Here is a 22,798-nt window from a genome sequence, read left to right on the forward strand (position 1 = left end):
TGTCGGTGAAGCGTGGAATTCGGGGCCTGACGGCGACGCGACTGCTATACCATTCAGCCAGCGCATCGAATGCTTCTTTGCACGATCAATCAAGAAAAGGGGCTTCAATCCCGTTGGATTGAAGCCCCGAGCATCGCCGAAGGCGCGCGCGCCTAGCTGCCGAACTTGGCGCGTATCGAGAAGACGATCCGTCGATCGTTCATGAACCAGGATCTTGGGCGGCGCAGGAGATCGTTGTTGATCACCTGTGTCGTCCGCAGCGTCGAATTAAGCAGGTTCACGCCCTGGAAGCCCATCTTGATGTTAGGCGTGACGCTGTAGAACGCCGAAGCGTCGAGCTGGCCGGTCGCCTCGTTGAACACCGGCGCGAAAGGCACGATCACGTCGCGCACGGTCAGCAGATACCGTGAACGCCACGAATAGGCTGCCCGAAGCTCAAGCCCGCCCGCCTGATAGAAGGGCGCGATGTTCACGGTGTATTTCGACAAGCCCTGAAGCGGCAGCTTGCTGGTATCGACATTGGCGATGCGGCCCGCCGCGACGTCGGGATCAGTGGCGGAGAGCGTGCTCTGGCTAACCCCCTTGGATTCCACATAGGTGAAATTGCCGCTGAACCCGAGGCCACGCAGGAACCCTGGCAGGAAGGTGAAGGTTTGCTGGTAACCGACCTCCAGGCCCTTCACCCGACCCGTCTCCGGCGAGTTGAACGGCGTGGTGACGATCGCATCGAAGGTCGCGCCGTTGTTCGTGAATTTCAGGCGATCGGTGCCGTTGGCGATCACACCGTACAGATCCTTCTTGAACAGGGAGACGGTGAGCTGTCCCACGCTCGAGAAATACCATTCAGCCGTCAGGTCGTAGTTATTGGACCGGATTGGCTTGAGATATGGATTGCCCACGTTGAACAGGGCGACCGGCGCCCCGTTGTTGGTGATGGTCGTGTCGAGCGTATCGAGCACGACATTATAGAAGGCGCGCGTCAGGCCGAAATCCGGTGGCGCGATGCCCTGGTTGAACGCGGCGCGGAACTGAAGCCCACCGCCCGCTTCAAGCTTGAGGTTCAGGCTGGGGAGGAAATAGTGATATTTCAGTGACGTCGACACTGGGGTCAATGCACCGTTCTGGAACGCATTGGCGTTGGCCACGACGGCCGGGCCGAGCGCGCAAAACTTCGTCTGCGGCTGCTCGTTCTGAGGTGGATCGCAGGTGAAGGTTCGTCTCGGGAACGAGAAATTCCCCTGCGCCTCGCGTGTCGTGGCCGTATAGCGCAGGCCGACATTTCCGCTCAGCTTCATCCCACCGTCGCCGATCGGGTTGCCGAACCGGATCAACCCGTAAAGCGCATTGTTTCGCTCATGCACGGGGTTGATCTCGCCGGGCAGGAAGGGCGTGCCGGCCACGGTGTCGCAGCGTTGCGCCAGCGGCACCCAGTTCTGCGGACAGGGGGGCGTGTTCGCCAGCCTGGGACGCCACTCGTCGCCGATCGCAAGCGCCGCGTTGCCCGCCGCCTGGTAATTCCGGATCAGGTCCTGGGGGACAAACAACCGCCCGGGACCACTCGGCAGGTTGACGCTGCCGCGGAAGAAATTGGGAAAGGAATAGGCTTCGCTCGGTCCCGGCGAACCGCCCGGCGTCGCCGGGTTGCCGTTGACGGGATCGTCCATCCAGACCGGACCGCCACCGCCCCAGATCTCGCTGAGCACACCCCAGTTATAGCTCGAGAAACGTGCATTGTTCTCACGATCGGCAAACCGATAACCGGCCCGGATCGAGCTCAGCCAGCTATCCTCGGGGAAGGAATAGTCCAGGTCGATCCGCGCGGCATCCTCATTGCCGTCGCTATCCTCGATATGGTCCATCGCCGACCGGTAGAAGCTGTTATACGGGTCGACATAGCTCGGGTGCTGGGCATTCATGTAATTGGTCGCCCCCGCATTGGCAAGCGGCAGGAAATTCACATAGGCCGGCTTATCGCCATTCATCCTGATATCGACATTCTGGAACGTTGAAGCCCAGATACCGAAATCGGTGTTGGTGACGCGGGATTTGGTGTGCTGGTAATCCAGGCTCACGCCAAGCCGGTCAGTGACCTTCCACTTGAAATTCGCGCCATAATCGTCGGTCAGATACCGCTGGTCCACCGCGCGTACGATATTGTTGCTCTGCAACCCGTTGATCGGCGTGCGAAGATCACCCCCCTGGTCGGCGCGATAGCCGTTCGGCGCGGTGATGGTGCCGCTGGTGAAGACGCCCTGGTCATCGAAGGAAAAGCTGGTGCCGGGAAATGGCTGAGCGTCCCCGTTGCTCGTCACATTGTCCGTGGCGATCTCGATCGCGTGCTCAGTCCATTTCTCCCGCGAATCCGACCGGAGGAACTGAAAGGTGGCAGACATGGATTCATCATTGCTGCGCCACTGCGCCGCCGCGGAGTAACCGTAGCGCGTACGCTCGGTTTCCGTGCTGCGCATCGCGGCGCCGCGTGGGACGAAGACGGTACGGCCCGTATAAGGCTTGTTCGTGGCGGGATCGATGGCGTTAGGCGCGTAATAGGTGCCGTCGGAAGCCAGGGTCCGCTGGCCATAGTTGGAAATCTGCAAGCCGTCGGAACGGGACACAAGCTGCGACCGCACGAAGCTGGCCAGCAGACCGACCTCGCCAATGCCGGTGTTCCAGCGATTGCTCGCCAGCAGCGAGACCGTCGGCGCGGATTTGTGGATAAGATCGCCGTAATTCACCTCGACGGCACCGGCGACGACCAGCCCCTTTGAATCGAAGGGAACGCGCGTACGAAGGTTGACGGTACCGGCGATGCCGCCCTCGACCATGTCGGCGCTGGGGCTCTTGAAGACATCGACGCCTGCCAGAAGTTCTGACGGAACGTCGGCGAAGCTAAGGCCGCGGCCGTTATTGGCGGTGAAGGTGTCGCGCCCGTTAAGCTCCGACCGGGTATAGGTCAGCCCGCGCACGACGACGCCGGAGCCCTCGACCGAGAAGTGATCCGGGTCTACGCCAGCGGCGAAGCGGCTGATCGCCACGCCCGGCACACGCTGCAGCGCCTCGGTAACGGACCGGTCCGGCAGCGCGCCGATATCTTCCGACGAGATGGAGTCGCTGACGATCTCGGCATTCTGCTTCAGTGCCTGCGCGGTCTTGAGGCTCTGGCGGATGCCGGTGACGACGATGTCCGCCTCATCCTGAGTCACCGCGTCCGACATTGCCTGGCCTGATGCCGACTGAGCCGCCTCCGCGGCTTTCGGGGCAATCTCTGCCCAGACTGGCGACGCCATCGAGACGACGCAAAGGGCAAGCGTCGAGACGCCCCCTTTCAATGAAAGGCCGATTCTGCCGCGAGTCGCGACTCCACCGTTGTGCGAGTTATCACTCATCAGGTCACCCCCTACCCTATGATACCGCTACCAATTTTTGGTGCGATTTGTTCTTGGCTATCTTTGTAGCTGCGGCCATGATGCAGCAACAAAAACAAAATGCAAGAGGTGGCCGGCAAAAAGTCCCACGTGGGACATTTGTGGTGGACGACAATGTGATCGGAACCACACATTTGCTGAATTGTCGGCAGCGGGCGCGCAGGAGGGGTGATGACAAAGCTGGAGACGGCAAGAGCCGCCGCAGACGGGCGACTTCGTCGTATCGTCGTCGTCGGTGGCGGAACCGCTGGCTGGATGACCGCGGCGTCGCTGGGCTGGGCGCTTTCAACGCTCCCGATCGAGATTGTGCTGGTCGAGTCGGAAGAGATCGGAACGGTCGGCGTCGGCGAGGCCACCGTGCCGCACATCCGCTTTTTCAATCAGCGGCTCGGCATCGATGAGGCCGATTTCATGCGGCGCACCAACGCGACCTTCAAGCTCGGCATCGAATTCCGCGACTGGGCACGGATCGGCGACAGCTATATCCATCCGTTCGGCGATTTCGGCCGGGACGTCGCCGGTCTTCCTTTCCACCAGCATTGGCTCCGCCTGGTCCGCGCGGGCCGTATCGTGCCCGCACTGGAGGCATTTTCCCTGCCGATCCTGGCAGCGCGCGCCAACAGGTTCGCCCCACCCTCCCCCGACCCGTCGGCGATCGAATCCACCTTCTCCTATGCTTATCAATTCGATGCCGGCCTCTACGCCGCCTATCTTCGCAGCTATGCCGAGCAACGCGGCGTCCGGCGGGTCGAAGGCAAGATAGGGCCAGTCGGCCAGAACGGCGAAACAGGCTTCGTCCACTCGGTCACGCTCGAAAGCGGCGAAGAGGTCACCGGGGATCTGTTCGTCGACTGCTCCGGCTTTCGCGGGCTGCTGATCGAAGGCGCGCTCAAGGCTGGCTATGAAAGCTGGTCCCACTGGCTGCCTTGCGACGCAGCGCTCGCTGTACCCAGCGCGCATGGCGGCCCCCTGACCCCCTATACAAGTGCAACGGCCCGCGATGCCGGCTGGCAATGGCGCATCCCGCTCCAGCACCGCGTCGGCAACGGCCATGTCTTCAGTACCGCCTTCACGGATATCGATTCGGCGCGCGATATCCTCATGTCCAATCTCGAGGGCGAGGCACTCGCCGAACCAAGGTTGCTGCGGTTCGCCACGGGCAAGCGCAGGAGCCAGTGGCTCGGCAACGTCGTCGCGATCGGCCTTGCCTCGGGCTTCCTCGAGCCGCTCGAATCCACCAGCATCCACCTGATCCAGCTCGCTATCACCAAGCTGATCGACCTGCTGCCGCTGGACGGCTGGGATCCGCTCGACGCCGCCGAGTTCAACCGGTCGATGGCGGTTGAGTATGAACGCGTCCGCGACTTCCTGATCCTGCACTATTGCGCGACCGAGCGGACCGACACCGCGTTCTGGAACCATTGCCGCACGATGAGCCTGCCTGAGTCACTCGTCTACAAGATGGCGGCGTTCCGCGAACGCGGTGTCGTGGTCAAATATCGCGAGGGCATGTTCCTCGAACCAAGCTGGCTCGCGGTCTATTACGGCCAGCGGGTCGAACCTGGACGGATCAACCCGCTGGTCGAAGCGCTGCCGATCGACGAGGTCGCGTCCCGCGCTGAAGCGATGGCCAGCGCCTTCCATGCGGCAGCCGAGGCGATGCCCGATCACGCAGACTATCTCCACGATCTATGCGGTCCCGCCGGAGCGGTGCGCGCATGAGCGGGAACGACATACGCACCGTCGCGATCCTCGGCGGCACTGTCGCCGGCTGGATGGCGGCCGCGGCGCTCGCCCGGCGGCTACCGCGCCATCGCTACCGGATCATGGTGGTCCGGACCGACCGCGATGGCGACGGCCTGGGCGATTTCGGCACGACACTGACGGCACTGCCATCGATCGCGCCCTTTCATGAATCCATCGGCATCGACGAGAACTTGCTGCTACGCGCGACGCGGGGCAGCTTTGCGCTGGGCGTCGCCTTCTCCGGCTGGGCCGCAAGCGAAACTGCCCATTTCCTGCCGTTCGGCGCGGTCGGCGCCCCGCTCGGACCGGTTGCCTTCCATCAGTTGCTGACGCGCCTGCGCCGGGAAGACCGCGCGGTCAGGGCCGCTGACTATTCGATCGCCGCCATCGCCGCCCAGGCAAGCCGCTTCGCCCGTCCTTCCACCGACGGGCATAGCGTGCTCTCGTACTATGCCTATGGCCTGCATCTCGACACGCCGGCCTATCTCGGAGCGATGCGGGCGACCGCCGAGGCGCATGGCGCCCACGTTGCGACCGCCCTTTTCCGCCACGCCATCACGGACGCCTCGGGCGGGATCGCCGCGCTGGAACTCGACAATGGCGATTCCCTTCCGGCCCTGCTGTTCGTCGATGCCACCGGCACCGATGCACGCCTGTGCGGCGAGGCGCTGGGAGTGGGTTTCCAGAGCTGGCGACAATGGTTGCCTTGCGACCACGCCACCGCCAGGCGCATCTTCGATCAGTCCGATCCGCCGCCATTCGGTCATGTCGAGGCGCAGTCCGCCGGCTGGCAGAACGACACCCCTTTGGTTGGAGAGGCCGGCCGGTTGCAATGCTGGAGCAGCGCATTCGGCAATGCCCCGTCCTGCGCCGGGAGCAATGAACCGGTCCGCCGAATCGCCTTCGAAAATGGTCGGCGTATCACGCCCTGGCACCGCAACTGTGTCGCGATCGGCGGCGCCGCATGCGTGCTTGAGCCATTGCACCCGATCGGGCTCCATCTCGTCCAGAGTGCGCTCGCCCGGCTCGTCGCCCTTTTTCCCGATGCCGCCGAGGCATCGGTAGAAGCGACCGAACATAACCGGATGACCATCAACGAGATGGAAAGCGCCCGCGACTTCCTGATCGCCCAATATGTCACGAATGGACGCGTCGGCGAACCCTTCTGGGATGCGATCAGGTCCGTCGCTCCTCCCGATCGCCTGGCCTACAAGCTCGCCTTGTTCGCGGGCGGAGGGCGCATGCCGATGTACGATGACGAGGTGTTCGAGGAAGCCGACTGGATAGCGTTGCTCGACGCGCAGGGAGTACGGCCGCGTCGCCACGACGCACTGGCCGGCACCGTGCCGATCGAACGGATCGAGCAGCATCTCGCCCGGCTGCGCGAGGCGATCATCGCCGGCGTGAAGACCATGCCATCGCATGCCGAGTATCTCAGGCGCGCCCATGCGGCGCCCCCGCGCGGTGCCGCCGCATGAGCGCGCCGGTGCCGGTCCGCAGTGTCGTCATCGTCGGCGGTGGCACTGCCGGCTGGATGGCGGCGGCGGCTCTCTCCCGCCTCATCCGCACCGAGGTATCGGTGACGCTGGTCGAATCCGACGCAATCGCCACGGTCGGGGTCGGCGAGGCGACGATCCCGCCGATCCGCAACTTCAACGGACTGCTCGGGATCGACGAGAATGACTTCCTCGCGAAGACTCAGGGCTCGATCAAGCTCGGCATCGACTTCGTCGACTGGACGCGCGAAGGGCATCGCTACACGCACCCCTTTGGCGAATTCGGCTTCGATATCGAGGGTGTGAAGTTCCATCATTTCTGGCGCAAGCTCTACACGGCGGGCCAGGCGAGCTGGATCGAGGATTATAATCTCTGCGCCACCGCGCAGAAGCTCGGCCGCTTCACCCAACCTGTCGCCGATCCGGCCTCGGTGCTCTCGCGGCTGACCTATGCCTATCATTTCGACGCATCGCTCTATGCCCTTTATCTGCGCGCCTATGCCGAAGCGCGAGGCGTGGTACGGATCGAGGGCAAGGTCGAGGACGTCATGCTGCGGAGCATCGACGGGCATGTCGATGCAATCCGCCTTGAAGGCGACCGCCGAATCGAGGGCGAATTGTTCGTCGACTGCACCGGTTTTCGCGGGTTGCTGATCGAAGGCATACTGCAGACCGGGTTCGAATCCTGGAAGCAGTGGCTGCAGTGCGACCGGGCGGTCGCGGTGCCTTCGGCGAGCCCGGGCCGCGCGATCACGCCTTTCACTCAATCGACCGCGCGCCGCGCCGGCTGGCAATGGCGCATCCCGCTTCAGCACCGCGTCGGCAACGGTTATGTCTATTGCAGCACTGATATCAGCGACGACGAGGCAGCCGCCACTTTGCTCGCCAACCTTGACGGCGAGCCTCTGCGCGATCCGATGCTGATCCGGTTCGAGGCCGGCCGGCGCAAGCTGGCATGGAATCGCAACGTGGTCGCGCTCGGCCTTGCCTCCGGCTTTGTCGAGCCGCTGGAATCGACCAGCATCCACATGATCCAGACTGGCGTGTCGAAGCTGATGGCGCTGTTCCCCGACCGCAGCTTCTCGCCCGTCGAGCGCGACGAATATAATCGCCAGACCCAAGTCCAGATGGAGCAGATCCGCGACTTCGTGATCCTGCACTACCACGCCAACGAACGAACCGAGGGCGACCTGTGGCACCGCGTGCGCGACATGGCAGTCCCCGAGACGCTTGCGCGAAAACTCGATCTGTTCCGCAATCGCGGGCGCCTCTTCCGGTACGACGACGAATTGTTCGCGGATTCGAGCTGGATTGCGGTCCTGCTCGGCCAGAACGTCATGCCCGCCGGCTGGGACCCGCTGGCCGACGCGGTCGCCCCGGCGCTGGTGCGCCAGCGGCTCGACCGGATTCGCGAGGTATTCCGCCGCGCCGCCGAGGCGATGCCACGCCATGAGGACTGGATTGCCCGCAACTGTCCAGCGTCGGGGACACCTGTTGCACGAAAGACCGCGTGACAACGGCCTTAGGCAAGCCAAGGTTACCCCGTGGACACCTCGTTCGTCCCTAACAGAGCGACAATGCCCTTCCAGTAGGTACGTCCGAGCGGTAGACGTGTGCCGCCAACAAGTTCGATGGTCCGGCCGGTTTTTCCGGCCCGGTGGAGCACCGCGATCTTCTCCTGGTTGACTGCGTGGCTGCGATGGACACGGAGGAAACTGCCCGGCGCCAGGCGCAGGATCGCCGCGAGATTGATCGTCGCCAGCAACTCCCGCCCATCGACAAGATGGATGACGCCGCAATCGTCGTCCGCCTGCACATGAAGGATATCGCGGAGCGCCACGCGGTGCTGCGAGCTGCCATTGGGAATGACGGCAACCACGCTGGATCAGTCGCCCCGCGCTACCAGATCCTATCGCAGTGTTTCGCCTACCGTCGGATGGATCGACGGTTGCCCCGCCTACCGGGCGGCAGTCGGCGGCTATTTTAGCACGGCGCACGACCTGCTCCAATTCGCCCACAGAGTCTGTAATACAGGCTTCCTCTCGCCTGCGTCCCGGTCGGCGCTGACCAAGCTGGAAATCGCTAGCGATTCCTGCGCACTCGGCGGCCTCATCCGCAAGGTGCCGATCGTCGGCAAACTGTCGTCGCCGCGTGGGAAACCGGCAATATCGCCGGGTATCGGTACGTTCTCGGGCACCGACTCGATGGACAGGGTTCAGTTGTGATCCTCAACAACACGGCGATATCGCAACGGACGATGGACGAATTCGCCGAAGCCCTGTTGCGGTTACCTGTCTAGCGAGGCGGGGTCGTATTTGCGTGGCATCGAAGGGATGCGCAAGCCGCCTAGCCGCGCGAGGAGAGCATCCCAAGGAGATAGGCACGAATCCGTTCGCTCCTTTCCTTGCTCGGCCCGCCCAGCACCCCGCGAACGGCTTCGGGCAGGTGATCGCCGGCATGGACCGCTTCCTCGTCGAAGACGAGATGGTCGAACCAGGCCCGCCATGCCTTCTTCTCCGCCGACGGGAGGTCGCGCACGCTCATCAACGCATGGATCATCGCCACGAAGGGGGTCGCTGACGTGTCATAGGTCCACCAGTAATTGACCAGCACGTTCAGCCGGTCGAACGCACGGACATGATGCCACCAGATCGCTGGGATGAAGAGCATGTCGCCCGGCCCAAGCTCGGCGACCTGGGCATGCCGCAGCGCTTCGGCGAAACGGGGATAGCGCTCCAGGTCGGGTTCGTCGGGGTCGACCATGCTGGCAGGGGGGCCCGCGAGCGTACGGTCGAGCGGCCCGACATAGAGGTTCGCGACCTGCTCCGGCGGGAACAGGGTGAAGCGCCGCCGACCTGCCACGACCGCCGCAAGATTGGGCGACGCGTCGTAATGCGTCGCAACCCGCGTCGCGTTGCCGATCCATACACGCGGCGTCGCCCCCGTCGCGGGCAGGTCGAGCGGATTCGCCTCGTCCCAGCCGGGCAGATGGTCAGGCGCCGCGGCGGCATTGGCATAGATTGCAGGCGGATTGGCCACCCCCTCCTCGGCGAGGCGCAGCAACTGCCCCATCAGCGCCCCGAGCGGCACCTGCTGGCGGACGAAGTTGAAGCCAGCCATGTCGTCGCGGTAGAAGAAGCGGCCCCTGATCTCCGGCTGTCCGACCAGCACTTCCAGCGGCTTGCCGCCCGCGAAGGCCGCGACATAGTCCGCCAGCGCCCGTTCTCCGCTCCTGCCCGCCTCGACCGCCGGCCAATGCGCCACCTGGCCGCGCAGCACGACCGGGGCATAGCTTGGCGCGATCTCGCGAGCGAAGGTTTCGGCATCGACAGCCGCGCGTTCTGCGACGCGGGTCTCGGTGGCGGCTTTGACATCGACGGACATGTCAGCCTTGCTAGCTCCAACCGATGCTGCGCGCCACCGCGCAAACGGCACCCCCTGTTACCGTTACCGGACCCTCAGGCGGTATGGGCCGACCTGGAGGGCGGGCGGCGGCGCGGCGCGGCATCCGACTGGCGCCGGACCAGCGTGAAATCCAGCACGATGTGCTGCTGCCTGTCGTCGTTCGCCCGCGGGCGGCGAATCGTCGAGACGAGCATCTCCACGGCCGCGCGCGACATATCGGCGATCGGCTGATGGATCGTCGTCAGCTCGGGCCAGATCGCGGTGGCAAGCGTGGTATCGTCGAAGCCGCACACGGTCAGGTCGCCCGGCACGTCAAGGCCGCGACGGTGCGCCACCGCGACGCAGGCCGCCGCCATGTCGTCATTGCTGGCAAAGATCGCCGTCGGCGGGTTCGGCACGTCGAGCAGCTTCTCCGCCGCATCAAGCCCTGACCGGTAGGTAAACAGGCCCTGCACGATCAGCGCGTCGTCAACAGGGATGCCCGCCTTTACCAGCGCATCGCGATAGCCGCGCAGGCGCTCGTCGCTGGCGGTCTGCTCCGGATTGCCGATGACGAAGCCGATGCGGTGATGACCAAGCGAGAGAATGTGGCCGGTCATCGCATGCGCCGCCGAATATTCGTCGATGCTGACCGCGTTCAGGTCTCCGGCCGGGCGACCACTGCCGACCAGGACAGCCGGTATGCCCTCCCCGGCGATGGTCTTGATCAGCTTGAGGGAATCGCACAGGGGCGACGGCAGGATAAGCCCGTCGATCCCGCTGTCGATCAGATGCCTGGCGACCTCGATCTCGTGGTCGCCCAGTTCGCATTTCTCGATGACCACCTGCACGTCGCTTCGGCTCGCCTGGTCGAGGCTGCCGACCAGGAACTCGCTGAGATAGGCAGCGCTGGGGTTGCTGTAGAGCAGCCCGATCCGCACCGGCGCCGCCCCGGCCAGGCTGCGCGCGGCCGGATTGGGGGAATAGCTGAGCGCGGCGATCGCCGCGTTGACCGCGTCGCGGGTCGTCGGGCGGACATTGGCTTCGCCATTGATGACGCGCGATACGGTCATCGAAGAAACCGAGGCCATGCGGGCAACGTCTCTGATCGTGGGTGCCGTTCTGCGACGGCGGGAGTTCTTCTCGTTCACGGTACCGTCGGTCTCCTCCGGGTCGCTAATAGCTTATTATTTCAATTTCGCACCATGTCCGCATGGCCACCGGACTTGCGGGTAGGAAGACGCTCCGCAACCGAGCGCCCGCAGACACTTCCCGGCCCTATTGACAAGGTCAGCCAAACGGCGATCATGATACCGCTATCAGGACCAAAGAGTCTCAAGCAGGAATGGAGGGGACGATGACTCGCATTTCGCGCCGCGAGGGCCTGATGATGGCCGCCGGAATGGTGCTCACCGCCTGCGGCGGCAGCGGCCCCTCTTCCGCCACCGATGCATCCGCCGGGCCGACACCCGCGCCATCGCCGAGCCCGGCAACGCCTCCGGCATCGCTGAATGCCGACGCCCGCGCCAGGGGCATGCGGTTCGGTTCGGCCTATGCCTGGAGCACGCCCGGCGCCGATCGCGGATCCTTCGCCAACCCGTCCTATGCGGCACTGCTCGAAAGCGACTGCGGCATCCTCGTTCCGGAGAACGAGCTGAAATGGCAATTCATCCGTCCAGGCGCGACAGCGTTCGATTTCAGCCGCTTCGACGCGATGATGGCCTATGCCGAGAGCAAGGGGCTGGCGATGCGCGGTCACAATCTTCTCTGGCACCAGCCAAAATGGATGCCGGCCTGGGCGGAAAGCCACGATTACGGCCCCAATCCCGCGATCGAGGCCGACCGGATCCTGACCGAGCATATCCGCACCGTCTGCACCCGCTACGGCACGAAGATCGGCAGCTACGACGTGGTCAACGAAGCGGTGAATCCGGCCGACGCCAGCCTCTACGAAACGGCGCTGTCGCGGGCACTGGGCGGCGCGACCGCCACGCTCGACCTCGCCTTCCATACGGCCCGCGCCGCCGCGCCGCACGCTCAGCTCGTCTATAACGACTATATGAGCTGGGAGCCGGGCAACGCGAACCACCGGGCCGGGGTGCTTCGCCTGCTGGAGGGGTTCAGGACGCGCGGCACGCCGGTCGACGCGCTCGGCGTGCAATCGCATCTTATCACGCAAGGGACTGACACCGGCACAAGCGTCTCCGCGCAACAGGCGGAATGGCGCCGCTTCCTCGATCAGGTCGTCGCGATGGGCTACAAGCTGCTGATCACCGAATTCGACGTGCGCGACAACAACCTGCCCGCCGACATCGCCGCGCGGGACCGGGCGGTGGCCGAGTATAGCCGCGCCTATCTCGACGTGATGTTCGCCTATCCGCAACTGTCCGATGTTCTCGTCTGGGGCATGTGCGACCGGTATAGCTGGATCGAGGGGTTCGAACCGCGCAACGACGGGGCGAAGCGCCGCCCCTGCCCCTATGACGGCGATTTCAAGCCGAAACCGATGCGCGCCGCCTTCGCCGAGGCACTCGCGGCGGCACCGACACGACCGTGACACGAGCCGCGTAAGGCGGCCTTTGGAGGAGCGGAGGACATGCGACACAGATTGACGATCTTTCTGGCGGCCGGCGCGACCATTTTGGCGATGCCCGCCCCAGCACAACAGGCGGGAGCTCCGGCGGCGAAGAGCGCCTCTTCCGACGACATCATGAAGAAGGCAGTCAACCAGCCCGGCACCAACTGGCAGGTCTATGGCCCGAACCAGAAGGCCAAGGCGCTGAACGACACCGGCGTACCCGGCGGCCAGGTGATCCGCGTGACGGTGTCGGCCAAGGGCACCAATGCCTGGGATGTCGGCTCCAGTTCCCCGATCCAGAAACCGATCGCCGCCGGCGACACTATCCTGGTCGCGATGTATCTGCGCGCGCCCGAGCTGAAGGACGGCGAGACCGCCTCCATCCCGTATATCGGCGCGAACGGCGTTGCGGCGCCCTATGAAAATCTCCTCGGCAATGGCGTGACGATCAGCAGGGACTGGAAGCTCTATTACGCCTCCGGCAAGGCGACGAAGGACCTTCCCGGCGGGAGCATGCGCGCCACCGCGCACCTCGCGGCGAACAAGCAGGTAATCGATCTCGGGCCCGTGTTCGTGCTCGACTTCGGCCAGAACTACGATCCAGCAAAACTGCCCAAGAACTGAGAAAATGAGACGATGAAGCGTGCCTGTGGAGCGGCCGTCATGGTCGCATTGTCGACGAGCGCGGGCACGCCGATCGTCACCACGCCCAAGGTCGCGCTGGCGCCGGATGCCTTGAAGCAGATGGCCATGCAGATCGAGCCGCGCCTGCCGGCGACCTGGGACGAGGCCGGGCACCAGTGGCGGATCGTAGCGGGACGTTACGACGTTATACTTGGCGGCTCCTCGCGCGATATTGCGCAAAAGGTACGGATTCGGCTCCCCGAGGGCGTGTTGCCGGTACGGTGATCTCCAAATCGAGGCGGATGACCGAGTATAGGTCAAGTATCCGCCATCATTCCTCAAATCATCTTCAAGATAGATTTTCCCCGAGGCGGATTTACGCGACCCATCCGCGAAGGGGGTGGAATCGCGCCCAACAAATAGTGGCTTAGTTAAAAACACCGGCCCGTCCCGTGGCAATTTCCCATGCCCGCGCCAGTCGCGACAGCGACGTGGCCGGTCGCGCCCTGACAAGAATTCGGAAGTATTGAATTTCGCGAGGGTCATGATGAGGACTGTTCCTGCCTCCGGCGGAGGAAATCCGCCAATGGTGGTAGGGCAGCGCCGTTCCAGGTTGAATCGGCCCCATCCGGCGGCGCGATCGAACCGGCAACCGGCGCCCTTCGGGCATCGGGGGTTACGCGGAGGACGTCAGTTGATTAACCGGAGGCGATGAGGATCGCCGTCATCTCCGACATTCACGGCAATATCGCCGCGCTCGATGCCGTGCTTGCCGATATCGCTATGCGCGATGCCGACCTGATCGTGAACCTTGGCGATATCTGTTCGGGCAGCCTGTTTCCGAGCGAGACGGCGGATCGGCTGATACCGCTGGCGCTGCCCACCATCCGGGGCAATCACGAGCGGCAGCTGGTGACACTGCCGCGGGACCGAATGGGCCAGTCCGATCTCTATACGGTGGAACGGCTGCGGCCGGATCAACTCGCATGGCTGGGCAGCCTGCCGACCAGCCTCCGTATCGCGGACGACGTGCTGCTGGTGCATGGAACACCCGATAGCGACCTGACCTATTTCCTCGAGACCGTCACTGAAGACGGGTTGCGGGAGGCGACCCTGTCGGAGGTGGAACAGCGCGCAGGCGACACGGATGCCGCGGTGATCCTGTGCGGCCACACCCATCTGGCCCGCAGTGTCCGCCTCACCGACGGGCGCCTCATCGTGAACCCGGGGAGCGTCGGGCTTCCGGCCTATGACGACGACCGGCCCTTTCCCCATGCGGTCGAGAGCGGATCGCCCCATGCGCGGTACGCCATGATCACCCGGGCTGAAGGGCGATGGTCGGCCGAGTCGATTATGGTCGATTATGATTGGGAAACCACGGCACAGGATGCCGAGGCGCACGGCCGCCCCGATTGGGCGTGGGCGTTGAGGACGGGGCGGGTGCGGGCGTGACTATATAGAACGGCAAGGATCGGGATGCAGTGGAGCCGAGCGGAAGCTGCCCGGTAGAGGTCACACGAACCGGTCGTTCCTGGCCGATTCTGGATCCGTAAAGCCAGTCGTTCACCGGTAGGAACGCCGGCAGCAAAACGCCCCAGTTTACGCCGTTCGGTCACGCGGCGGGCGATTCTGCAAGCTGCCATACGGTCATATGCGGCAATGCGGATTTAGGCCGGATCGACATTCATCGTAGCCAGATCATGGCGGCGGCGAGATGGACGAAGCCGGTGAAGTGGATGGTTCGGCGATCGTAGCGGGTTGCGAAGCGCCTGAAATGCTTCATGCGGCCAAAGCATCGTTCGATCTGGTTGCGATGCCTGTAGACAGCTTCGTCGTGGGGGATGAAGACCTTGCGGTTCCGCTTGGAGGGGATCACCGCCTCGGCCTTCATGCCGACGATCAACGCACGCAAGTCGTTGCTGTCATAGGCTTTATCGGCGAGGACTGCGTCGGCCTTCTGTCCTTTCAGGAGATCGGTAGCAGCGGTGATATCGTGCGCCTGACCAGCCGTGATCCGGAAGCGCAACGGTCTTCCTAATGTGTCGGCCAGCATATGGATCTTGGTCGTCAATCCACCTCGGGAACGCCCCAGCGCCTGGTCCTTGGCCCCCCTTTTCCAGTCGCTGCCTGCTGGTGGGCGCGAACGATGGTACTGTCGAGCATCAGATAGCTGTTGTCCCGGTCGGCCGTGAGCGTGTCGAACACCCGCTCCCAGACACCGGCATGACACCACCGGCTGAACCGTTGGTGCACCGTCTTCCACCGGCCATAGCGTTCCGGCAGATCACACCAGTGCGCCCCTGAGCGCAGCACCCACAAGCATCCGTTCACGAACAAACGGTTATCAGAACCCGTCCGCCCAGGATCACTCGCCTTGCCCGGCAGCAAGGGCGCTATCCTCGCCCACTGCGCTTCGTTCAACTCGTACCGCTTGATCCCCATCGCCCGCTCCGCGCTTCAACACGGAACCTCATGAATCAGACATCACGCACTTTGGAAATCCTGATTGTCGATCCGGCCTAGTGAACGGCCGACATTGGGGGTGGGTTCAACGGGTGGCCCGAACGTCCGCTGTTGCCAAAACCCGACATTCGAGAGACGCGTATTTTGACCGATTTGTGTTGAAAGGCTGACCATTGCCGTCGGCAGTCCAAAGGCGAAGCCTCATTCCACGCTCGCCGTTTGAATGATAGCTTGACGCGCCTTGGCCAAGCTGGCCAATTCTTGCAAATGACCCTCTTGTGCCCCGAATGCTTTGACAACAACACGCTTAAGCGGCGGCTAGAAGAGATCCGACCCGATGTCGGCCGGGGCAAGTGCGATTTTCATCCGACAAGAAAAGGTATTCCGGTCTCGTCGATCTGCGAGATCGTCGATGAGGTCTTCCGCAACAACTATGCGCGATCGGACGATACAGGGCGAGGCAACGCCACCACGCTCGCCGACACGATCTGCGAAGTGACCGATGCGGACAAGGAGGAGATCGCTGAAGCCATCGCGGACTGTCTGGTTGAAGAGGACGATCCGAACGTCGCGGACGGCGAAGACATGTTTTACGCCGACGAGTTTACTTATGAGCAGGTGACCGTTCAGGATCACCTCCACGGCGCATTGTGGAGGGATTTCAGAAAGTCGATCGTTCATGGGCGCCGCTTTTTCAATGACGATGCCCGGACGCTGCTGGCCGGCATCTTCCGCAACATCCATCTTCAGCGCGACCTTAAACGCAATCCTCCTGTTTACATGCTTGAGCCGGAGCAGGCCGGTCCGGTGTTCCGTGCACGCATCATCACCGACGACGATGCCCGAAAGATATCGGAAGCACCGGTCGCGGGTCTCGGACCAGCCCCCCTACTCAAAGGCAAGGCGGGACGCATGAACGTGTCGGGAATCCCGGCCTTTTACGGCTCGTTTGACCTCGCCACTTGCGCAGCAGAACTGCGGCCGGCGGTCGGCAGCAAGATCGCAAGCGCTGAATTCAAGCTCGCACGGCCGCTTTGCGTGCTCGACATGACACGCTTCCGCAAACGCCCCAAGCAGCTCGATCTCTTCGCCAAGGACCATGTGCGGCGGCTGACGCAGTGGCGGTTTATGCAACGCTTCCGCAGGGAAATTGCTAAGCCGATCCTTAAGACGGACGAACATATCGACTATGTACCGACGCAGGTTGTCGCCGAGTATCTGAATGCCGTCCACGAGGTCCGCATGGGTGGCGAGCGGCGGCATATCGACGCCATCATCTTCAATTCCGCCCAGCGGCCCGAAGGGCGAAACATCGTTGTCCTCGGTGACGCGGCAACGGTCGAGCCGCTCGCAGGCGTCGCGGCGCCCTCGGCTTCGGGACCAGTGGCCCCAAGCCTGGACCTCTTTTTGCAGGAAACGCCGGCCGCACCAGGACTACGTATCGCTCCCGCAACGATCACGATCGCCACAGTAAAAAGCGCTGAGATCGGCCTCGATGATCCTGAACCCCTCGGGTTGTACCTCGACCCGCCTTTTTGACACAGTGTGAGCATCTCAGCTGCGATTTCGTCGTGTTACGACAGCCCGCATTCTCCCGCGCTGCTACATTAGCATGCCGACGGCTTTCGGGGGGGGAGTCAGTATCAACCCTTCCTAATTCCACATCGGCGCAACAGTACATCCGTCAAGAGTGATATAAATGCATACAGGATTATTGAATTCCCTACTCGAGCTCGCTCATGCAACTTCGGAAAACTTGGCCTTCGCGCACAAGAAAGATGTGAACGTCAGTTACGGCGAGGAAACGATCACCGAGTCGAACTTACTGGAGTTGCGACGGCGGCATCCCGCTATCATCACTTTGCACACGTTCGGAAAGAAGAAGGAGGCTAAGAACGGTGCGGACTGGGAGTGGCATATTATTGGTCGCGCAAGATCCTTTGGAATGCGGGTTCAGGCCAAGCGCCTTCAACAGGACAATGTCTTGAAAATCCCACATGTGGTCAAATCAACCAAGGCCGAGCAGATCAATCTATTGATCGACGATGCAAAAAAGCATGGCTTAATGCCGGTTTACTGCTTCTATGCGACAGAAGCGCAGCGCACCAAATGGAAAGCAACTAGCGCGCCGGGCGGATTAAGCCCCTTTGAGTTTGGCTGTCTGCTAACCAGTGCTCATAAGGTCAAAGCGAAAATGCCCAAAACGTTGAGTGCGATCGAGTCGGATTGCGTGCCGTGGCATTATTTAGTGGACCGTCGGCGATTTAGGCGTCTGTCAGGGAGTCGCGCCATCGGCATTTCACGCGGCCTCAGTTTTCTGGCTGCCAAAGGTCTTATCGAACTGCCGGTCCCGGAAATGACGGCAGATGGGAATGGAGATATCGGCCTTCCGACGATCGACGAACTCAACGACCCCAGAGTTACGCTGAAGAGGCGTGAAGGTATCGTTGAGCGCGACGGTAGTTCATCTGGCCCAGTCCTATCAGTAGACCATTACCGCGAGCGTGGGATCAGCAAGCTTGTCGAAATCAATGTTTGCGAGTTCCCGCTCCGGGATGATCCTCTGGACGCACAATCGGAAACCTGACGCCGAACATAGAGAACGTTGCTGCTCATCGGGTTCAAGCAAGGACAGTCGTTCAACTCACGGCCGCTCAACGTCCTGAGTTGGTCGGCTGCCGTCAGTCGATACACGGTGTCACCGACGCTCGATTTCCTGGCTAACGGCGGATCGCAGAAGTTCGATAAGTTCCACCCGATTCAGGCGCGCTGAGGCAGATTGCAGGAGATAGTCATAGCTCAAGAGTAGGGCCGCATTCCGGCGTGGGTTGAGAAAAAGAATTTCCGACCAGACATCATCGTCATTTTCGATTGAGCGGGCATATTTCAACAGCCAGTACATCATGACTTGCCGGAAGTCGCCCGAGCCGAAATTACGCTCCGTATGCTTGACCTCGACGAGCGTCGAGCCGAGCGCGAAATCCCCGTTACCTGACGCAACCCAGCCAAGGCCAGGGATGACCGGGCTTTGCTCCAGAGCCATGCCGGCGCGCTGAGCTTGCACGCTGTTCAGCATAAAAACCAAATTTCCTGCCGCGTGTTCAGCGATCGCAATATCTCCTTCGCTCACGGATTCTGGAATGCGCGCGTCATAATGCTGCCTCTGGCGCTGCGATGCGGACCGGAGATATTCCCCCCAATCTGCAACCTCGTCGCCGCGAAGCATTCCTTCTGCCCGGGCGACAGACAATTCGAACACCATGGCCTTCTGCAACTGTGTCTGTTCGATCATGACCTCCGGTACCGCTACGATGCCTTCGAATGAGAACATCTGCTTGTTGAGGGATGCGACCAGCCCCCCGGTCAGCCTTGGGAACAACACGTCGAGAACACCCGGGATATCCCGAGCCACGGTTCGGGGATCCTTCCTAGGCAGACGGTCAAGCCGCATTTTTTGCCCAACTTTCATAGCATGCGGCGAAACTGCTTTCGAAGCCGAGACTCCAAGATTGCGCGAGTGAGGCGCGTAACTGGTCTTGCGCCTTCTTGCCGTCGTCATTGAATGCATCTGCAGCGAGCCAGAGCATGCGTTGCTCATTCGGCCCCAAATTGCTCCATTGGCCGCGCAGGCGGATAAAGCTTGGACGGTCCCGCCAGTATCTCCAACAGTCGATACATGCTCGCTTGACGGTCGAAGAGGATGTCCTGTCATATGTTTGCCGTACGAAACCGCCGCGAACCTCCGTCCTGACAAAGCGGATCGCCCGCAGGAAATGCAGCAGATTGGCTTCGGGGATCAAAAGGTGCGGCGCGGCGCTGGGAATTCTGTCGAGCAGCGTATCGAGCGCGGGAAATATGGCCTCGAAATCCGGCCGGGAGCGCACAGCGTAGATACCGCGCATAATCTTGGACCAGGAGGCTCGGAAAGAGTCGAGATTCTTGGGATCGAGGAGAGTGGTACACAGCTGTTCGGCCACTTTGGGCTCTTGGAACTTGAGGGCTCTCCCAACCTGGGCAACAACAAAAGCATCCGGCTGTGATTTTTCTAATTCTAGGCCGAGCAGGAATGAAATGTCGATCTTATCGAACGATTGCTTCAGCTTTTCATATTCTCCTCGCGCATTATCCGAATAGGGATCGAAGTGCAGATCCATCTCACGGAGAGCAGCACTGGATTCGTCGCCGACCCCGAGCTGCGTCGATATGAAGTCCTTATAATGCTTGGCACTGAGGAAGGTCGTTTTGCTGCGGTTCAATGACAGGCCATAGTCGGCAAGAGCATGAGACAGCACGGACAACGCCTTATAGGCATCCTGCTGTGATCGGCAGACCAGCGTGAAGTCGTCGACATAGCGGTGCCATATTAGGCCGGCGTCAGACAGGGATTGGTCAATCGGGGTCATCATGACTTCCGCGAGCACCCGGGCGCATTGCCCCCCTACAGGCAAGCCGAACGAACGGCCCGAGGCCAGCTTGTTCAAGATGCGGTCGATCTGGAGCGCAATGGTTGATCCGTCTGCGGCTAAGTCTTTGACGACGTTCTCAAGCCTGTGATGATAGATATGTTCGTAAAAACTCGCGATGTCAGTTTGTATGACGACTGCGTCGTCCTCATTCAGCACGGGCTCTTGGAGCGTGGCTTCCTTGAAGGAACGCCAGGACCGAGCCCGATCAAAAAAATCGGCTGCGTCATTGCCCAAGCGATAGGAATGCACGCGCGCGCTTCGGTTTCCCTCATTGGCTTCCGCAATGGCCAGACCGAGGCCATTCAGGTAAAGATTCCAGAAAGGGTGGATTTTGGCAGTAATGCGGAATCCATGCGAACCTGACGGAACGAGCAATCGTTCGGAGATAATCGTCAAGCCGCTCATGAAATCTTTCGGCCTACCAAGCTTGCCACTTTCGATCGCGCTGAACAAAGCGATGCAGATATCTGCGAGATCGCCAGACTTCTCCTTTATGAAGGCGGCATCTATGTCATATGGAAGTGTATCATTTTCACCGCTTTGACCAATTTCCAAGGCGGCGCGCAGGAAATGATTCTTTTCGACTTTAATCATACCGGTCATGTGCCTCGGTTCAAGCCCCTCGCCAAGCCACTCTTTCTTCCTTAGTCTGGACGGCAGACGAACCTACGAGAGTCTTGAACCTCAAATTATAGAGCGCGTTGATGTGTCAGTGGGCTGAGATCCGTGCGAATGGCAGGTTCCTACAGAAGCTGCCGTTGAAGGCGGGACTAGCGAACGGCGGGCTTTGGTCGACAGCTGCCGCAACGTTTCGTGTGAATGAAAGACAGCTATCCTCAACCTATCAGTCGGCAATCGGCCATGCGCCGCCAAAAAAAAGGGGAATGGCAGCGTCGTATCTGTCGCCCACGGGCAGTCAGACCACTCGCCACCAATCCGCTCACGAATTCCCACCCCGGATCAAACGGTCAGCCTGCGCCCCTCAGCAGCACTCCGCCGCGCCAGCGCAATCAGCTTGAGCCCGGTCAACGCATCAGCCGGATCGACTGGCACCGGCGCATCGCCCAGGATCGCATCGGCCACGCCCTCATAATAACGCCGCCAGTCGCCGCGGATCGAGGGCACCAGCTCGGGCTGGCCGTCCGCGACGGTCAGGGTGCCGAACGCTTCCGGTGCTTCCTCGCCGAAGCCGGCGTCATTGGGGCTCACGCCGGCGCGCAGCATCGCTTCCTGCGGATCGAGGCCGTGTTTTACGAAACTGCCCTTGCTGCCGTGCAGGGCGAAGCGCGGCCGCGCCGAGACGACCAGGGTGGAGGCGGACACAATCACGCGGCGTTCGCCATAGTACAGCGTTAGCTCGAAATAATCGTCGACCACCACATTCGGGCGTTGCGCGGCGATATGGGCGGTGATCGCCTCTGGCGTGCCGAACAATTGCAGCGCCTGATCGATCAGGTGCGGCCCGAGATCGGCGACCATGCCGCCGCCCTGCTCGACCGTCGCTTCCCGCCAGCCGGGCTTGATCGCGGGACGGAACCGGTCCCAGCGCAGTTCGGCCAGCATCACCTCGCCCAGCGCACCGCTGCCCAGCACATCGAGCACGGTCAGGAAATCGGCGTCCCAGCGCCGGTTGTGGAACACCGAGAGCACCAGCCCGCGTGCCGCCGCCAGTTCGATCAGCGCGGCGCCATCGGCCGGATCGACCGCGAAGGGCTTGTCGATCACGACATGCTTGCCTGCCTCAAGCGCCGCCTTTGCCAGCGGCGCGTGCAGTTCGTTGGGCGTTGCGATCACGACGAGGCCGATCGAGGGGTCGGCGATCAACGCCTCGGCCGTCTGCACCACCGCCACGCCGGGAAAGGCCCTGGCGACCTCCTCCTTGCGCGAGGTGACGACGCCCGCGAGCTTCAGCCGGTCGACCGCATCGACCAGCGGCGCATGAAAGCTTTTGCCGGCCAGCCCGAACCCGATCACCCCGACATTGATCATCATTCTTCCTCTCGATCAGCCATGCTGCGTCGACAGGATTTTCGGGTCACTGGCAAGGCTGTGGAGATAGGCATGGCGTTCGGGCGTGCCACCGCGCAGCTTCGACAGATGGCCACGCTGCTCCTTGGTCAGGCGGAACCGGACATAGCCGAGCGAGGTCAGGCATTTCTCCAGCGTCGATTTCTGCAGCGCGGCGATTTCGCGGAAGCGCTGCTCCGGCCGCGCGCCCTGAACCGCCATCGCGATCGCCTCAGCCCCCGAGACAGGTTGAGACGCCGTCTCGTTGATGTTCGACGGCAGGTTCTCGATCAGACTGGATGCCCTTGCCAGCGCCTTTGCGGCGGGAGTGTCCGACACGTCAAGATAATAGGCCTGGCGCCCGCACAGGACCGCATCCTCGCGATACCGGTCGAGCGAGACCCCCGCCTTGCCCCAGCTCTCTCGCGGTGCGCTCGCGGCGAGGGCGGCCGGGGAAAAGAGGATGGTGCCGAGGACAAACGGCACAAGGGCACGAGGCATTTCCGCTCTCCCGAACTGGCCTGCTACCGGTATCACTTCGCCACCCTCCTCGCAAACCGACCTGCGTCGTCCCTGTGATCTTGCCAGTACCGGTCAGATCGTTATCGC

General features: G+C 62.3%; 19 protein-coding genes. 10 read left to right on the plus strand and 9 right to left on the minus strand.

What is annotated here, in order from left to right:
* Nucleotides 1–152: 152 nt before the first annotated feature.
* The gene (locus tag NDN01_RS09080; RefSeq protein ID WP_272627061.1) at nucleotides 153–3,386 is read right to left on the minus strand and encodes a TonB-dependent receptor; all 3,234 of its coding nucleotides are present in this window, start codon (nucleotides 3,384–3,386) and stop codon (nucleotides 153–155) included.
* A 210-nt stretch (nucleotides 3,387–3,596) separates the two neighbouring features.
* Between NDN01_RS09080 and NDN01_RS09085 the strand changes: the two genes are divergently transcribed.
* The 3 genes from NDN01_RS09085 to NDN01_RS09095 are packed head-to-tail and all read left to right on the plus strand — an operon-like array spanning nucleotide 3,597 to nucleotide 8,181.
* Nucleotides 3,597–5,147: a tryptophan halogenase family protein gene (locus NDN01_RS09085; RefSeq protein ID WP_272627063.1), complete on the plus strand. Its 1,551-nt coding sequence runs from the start codon at nucleotides 3,597–3,599 to the stop codon at nucleotides 5,145–5,147.
* The gene (locus NDN01_RS09090; protein ID WP_272627065.1) at nucleotides 5,144–6,649 is read left to right on the plus strand and encodes a tryptophan 7-halogenase; all 1,506 of its coding nucleotides are present in this window, start codon (nucleotides 5,144–5,146) and stop codon (nucleotides 6,647–6,649) included. Before NDN01_RS09085 ends, NDN01_RS09090 begins: the two co-directional genes overlap by 4 nt.
* Entirely contained in the window at nucleotides 6,646–8,181 is a 1,536-nt protein-coding gene (locus NDN01_RS09095) for a tryptophan halogenase family protein (RefSeq protein WP_272627067.1), read from the plus strand. Before NDN01_RS09090 ends, NDN01_RS09095 begins: the two co-directional genes overlap by 4 nt.
* Nucleotides 8,182–8,204: 23 nt before the next feature.
* Here the strand turns inward: NDN01_RS09095 and NDN01_RS09100 are convergent, their stop codons facing one another.
* Nucleotides 8,205–8,546: a LytR/AlgR family response regulator transcription factor gene (locus tag NDN01_RS09100; protein ID WP_272627069.1), complete on the minus strand. Its 342-nt coding sequence runs from the start codon at nucleotides 8,544–8,546 to the stop codon at nucleotides 8,205–8,207.
* Here NDN01_RS09100 and NDN01_RS09105 point away from each other — a divergent pair.
* On the plus strand, nucleotides 8,533–8,892 hold the full coding sequence (locus NDN01_RS09105) for a hypothetical protein (protein WP_272627071.1): 360 nt from the start codon (nucleotides 8,533–8,535) through the stop codon (nucleotides 8,890–8,892). The two genes, NDN01_RS09100 and NDN01_RS09105, sit on opposite strands and share 14 nt — an antisense overlap.
* 121 nt (nucleotides 8,893–9,013) lie before the next feature.
* Here the strand turns inward: NDN01_RS09105 and NDN01_RS09110 are convergent, their stop codons facing one another.
* Together NDN01_RS09110 and NDN01_RS09115 are read right to left on the minus strand one after the other, a co-directional pair.
* Nucleotides 9,014–10,051, minus strand: coding sequence for a cupin-like domain-containing protein (locus NDN01_RS09110; RefSeq protein WP_272627073.1), 1,038 nt, complete (start codon nucleotides 10,049–10,051; stop codon nucleotides 9,014–9,016).
* 74 nt (nucleotides 10,052–10,125) lie between these two features.
* Complete coding sequence (locus NDN01_RS09115) at nucleotides 10,126–11,142, minus strand: LacI family DNA-binding transcriptional regulator (protein WP_443025217.1); 1,017 nt, start codon at nucleotides 11,140–11,142, stop codon at nucleotides 10,126–10,128.
* 266 nt (nucleotides 11,143–11,408) lie between these two features.
* Between NDN01_RS09115 and NDN01_RS09120 the strand changes: the two genes are divergently transcribed.
* The 4 genes from NDN01_RS09120 (at nucleotide 11,409) to NDN01_RS09135 (ending at nucleotide 14,705) form a co-directional block, all read left to right on the plus strand.
* Nucleotides 11,409–12,608: an endo-1,4-beta-xylanase gene (locus NDN01_RS09120; RefSeq protein WP_272627076.1), complete on the plus strand. Its 1,200-nt coding sequence runs from the start codon at nucleotides 11,409–11,411 to the stop codon at nucleotides 12,606–12,608.
* Between the two features lie 39 nt (nucleotides 12,609–12,647).
* Entirely contained in the window at nucleotides 12,648–13,253 is a 606-nt protein-coding gene (locus tag NDN01_RS09125) for a hypothetical protein (protein WP_272627077.1), read from the plus strand.
* Between the two features lie 39 nt (nucleotides 13,254–13,292).
* Nucleotides 13,293–13,538, plus strand: coding sequence for a fibronectin type III-like domain-contianing protein (locus NDN01_RS09130; RefSeq protein ID WP_272627079.1), 246 nt, complete (start codon nucleotides 13,293–13,295; stop codon nucleotides 13,536–13,538).
* Nucleotides 13,539–13,964: 426 nt separating this feature from the next.
* Complete coding sequence (locus tag NDN01_RS09135) at nucleotides 13,965–14,705, plus strand: metallophosphoesterase family protein (protein WP_272627080.1); 741 nt, start codon at nucleotides 13,965–13,967, stop codon at nucleotides 14,703–14,705.
* Nucleotides 14,706–14,937: 232 nt separating this feature from the next.
* Here the strand turns inward: NDN01_RS09135 and NDN01_RS09140 are convergent.
* A protein-coding gene (locus NDN01_RS09140) for an IS5 family transposase (protein WP_443025240.1) occupies nucleotides 14,938–15,689 on the minus strand; the annotation gives its coding sequence in 2 pieces (ribosomal slippage) (nucleotides 14,938–15,371 and nucleotides 15,371–15,689; 753 coding nt in all).
* Nucleotides 15,690–15,983: 294 nt separating this feature from the next.
* Here NDN01_RS09140 and NDN01_RS09150 point away from each other — a divergent pair.
* Nucleotides 15,984–17,255: an RES family NAD+ phosphorylase gene (locus NDN01_RS09150; protein ID WP_272627082.1), complete on the plus strand. Its 1,272-nt coding sequence runs from the start codon at nucleotides 15,984–15,986 to the stop codon at nucleotides 17,253–17,255.
* Between the two features lie 217 nt (nucleotides 17,256–17,472).
* A complete protein-coding gene (locus NDN01_RS09155; RefSeq protein ID WP_272627083.1) occupies nucleotides 17,473–18,303 on the plus strand; it encodes a DUF6615 family protein in 831 nt (276 codons plus the stop codon).
* A gap of 111 nt (nucleotides 18,304–18,414) precedes the next feature.
* Here the strand turns inward: NDN01_RS09155 and NDN01_RS09160 are convergent, their stop codons facing one another.
* The 4 genes from NDN01_RS09160 to NDN01_RS09175 form a co-directional block, all read right to left on the minus strand.
* On the minus strand, nucleotides 18,415–19,128 hold the full coding sequence (locus tag NDN01_RS09160; protein ID WP_272627085.1) for a hypothetical protein: 714 nt from the start codon (nucleotides 19,126–19,128) through the stop codon (nucleotides 18,415–18,417).
* A gap of 28 nt (nucleotides 19,129–19,156) precedes the next feature.
* Nucleotides 19,157–20,785: an RNA-directed DNA polymerase gene (locus NDN01_RS09165; protein ID WP_272627086.1), complete on the minus strand. Its 1,629-nt coding sequence runs from the start codon at nucleotides 20,783–20,785 to the stop codon at nucleotides 19,157–19,159.
* Between the two features lie 357 nt (nucleotides 20,786–21,142).
* Complete coding sequence (locus NDN01_RS09170; RefSeq protein WP_272627087.1) at nucleotides 21,143–22,174, minus strand: oxidoreductase; 1,032 nt, start codon at nucleotides 22,172–22,174, stop codon at nucleotides 21,143–21,145.
* 12 nt (nucleotides 22,175–22,186) lie between these two features.
* Nucleotides 22,187–22,690, minus strand: coding sequence for a hypothetical protein (locus NDN01_RS09175; protein WP_272627088.1), 504 nt, complete (start codon nucleotides 22,688–22,690; stop codon nucleotides 22,187–22,189).
* Nucleotides 22,691–22,798 lie beyond the last annotated feature (108 nt).

The organism is Sphingomonas sp. QA11, from assembly GCF_028473665.1.
In the GTDB taxonomy this organism is placed as follows: Bacteria; Pseudomonadota; Alphaproteobacteria; order Sphingomonadales; family Sphingomonadaceae; genus Sphingomonas; species Sphingomonas phytovorans.

Coding starts and splice junctions, on each gene's coding strand:
- NDN01_RS09090 (WP_272627065.1), top strand. CDS start 5,144: ATGAGCGGGAACGACATACGCACCGTCGCGATCCTCGGCGGCACTGTC.
- NDN01_RS09130 (WP_272627079.1), top strand. CDS start 13,293: ATGGTCGCATTGTCGACGAGCGCGGGCACGCCGATCGTCACCACGCCC.
- NDN01_RS09125 (WP_272627077.1), top strand. CDS start 12,648: ATGCGACACAGATTGACGATCTTTCTGGCGGCCGGCGCGACCATTTTG.
- NDN01_RS09170 (WP_272627087.1), bottom strand. CDS start 22,174: ATGATGATCAATGTCGGGGTGATCGGGTTCGGGCTGGCCGGCAAAAGC.
- NDN01_RS09135 (WP_272627080.1), top strand. CDS start 13,965: ATGAGGATCGCCGTCATCTCCGACATTCACGGCAATATCGCCGCGCTC.
- NDN01_RS09120 (WP_272627076.1), top strand. CDS start 11,409: ATGACTCGCATTTCGCGCCGCGAGGGCCTGATGATGGCCGCCGGAATG.
- NDN01_RS09165 (WP_272627086.1), bottom strand. CDS start 20,785: ATGACCGGTATGATTAAAGTCGAAAAGAATCATTTCCTGCGCGCCGCC.
- NDN01_RS09150 (WP_272627082.1), top strand. CDS start 15,984: ATGACCCTCTTGTGCCCCGAATGCTTTGACAACAACACGCTTAAGCGG.
- NDN01_RS09175 (WP_272627088.1), bottom strand. CDS start 22,690: ATGCCTCGTGCCCTTGTGCCGTTTGTCCTCGGCACCATCCTCTTTTCC.
- NDN01_RS09095 (WP_272627067.1), top strand. CDS start 6,646: ATGAGCGCGCCGGTGCCGGTCCGCAGTGTCGTCATCGTCGGCGGTGGC.
- NDN01_RS09080 (WP_272627061.1), bottom strand. CDS start 3,386: ATGAGTGATAACTCGCACAACGGTGGAGTCGCGACTCGCGGCAGAATC.
- NDN01_RS09115 (WP_443025217.1), bottom strand. CDS start 11,142: ATGGCCTCGGTTTCTTCGATGACCGTATCGCGCGTCATCAATGGCGAA.
- NDN01_RS09105 (WP_272627071.1), top strand. CDS start 8,533: ATGACGGCAACCACGCTGGATCAGTCGCCCCGCGCTACCAGATCCTAT.
- NDN01_RS09085 (WP_272627063.1), top strand. CDS start 3,597: ATGACAAAGCTGGAGACGGCAAGAGCCGCCGCAGACGGGCGACTTCGT.
- NDN01_RS09110 (WP_272627073.1), bottom strand. CDS start 10,051: ATGTCCGTCGATGTCAAAGCCGCCACCGAGACCCGCGTCGCAGAACGC.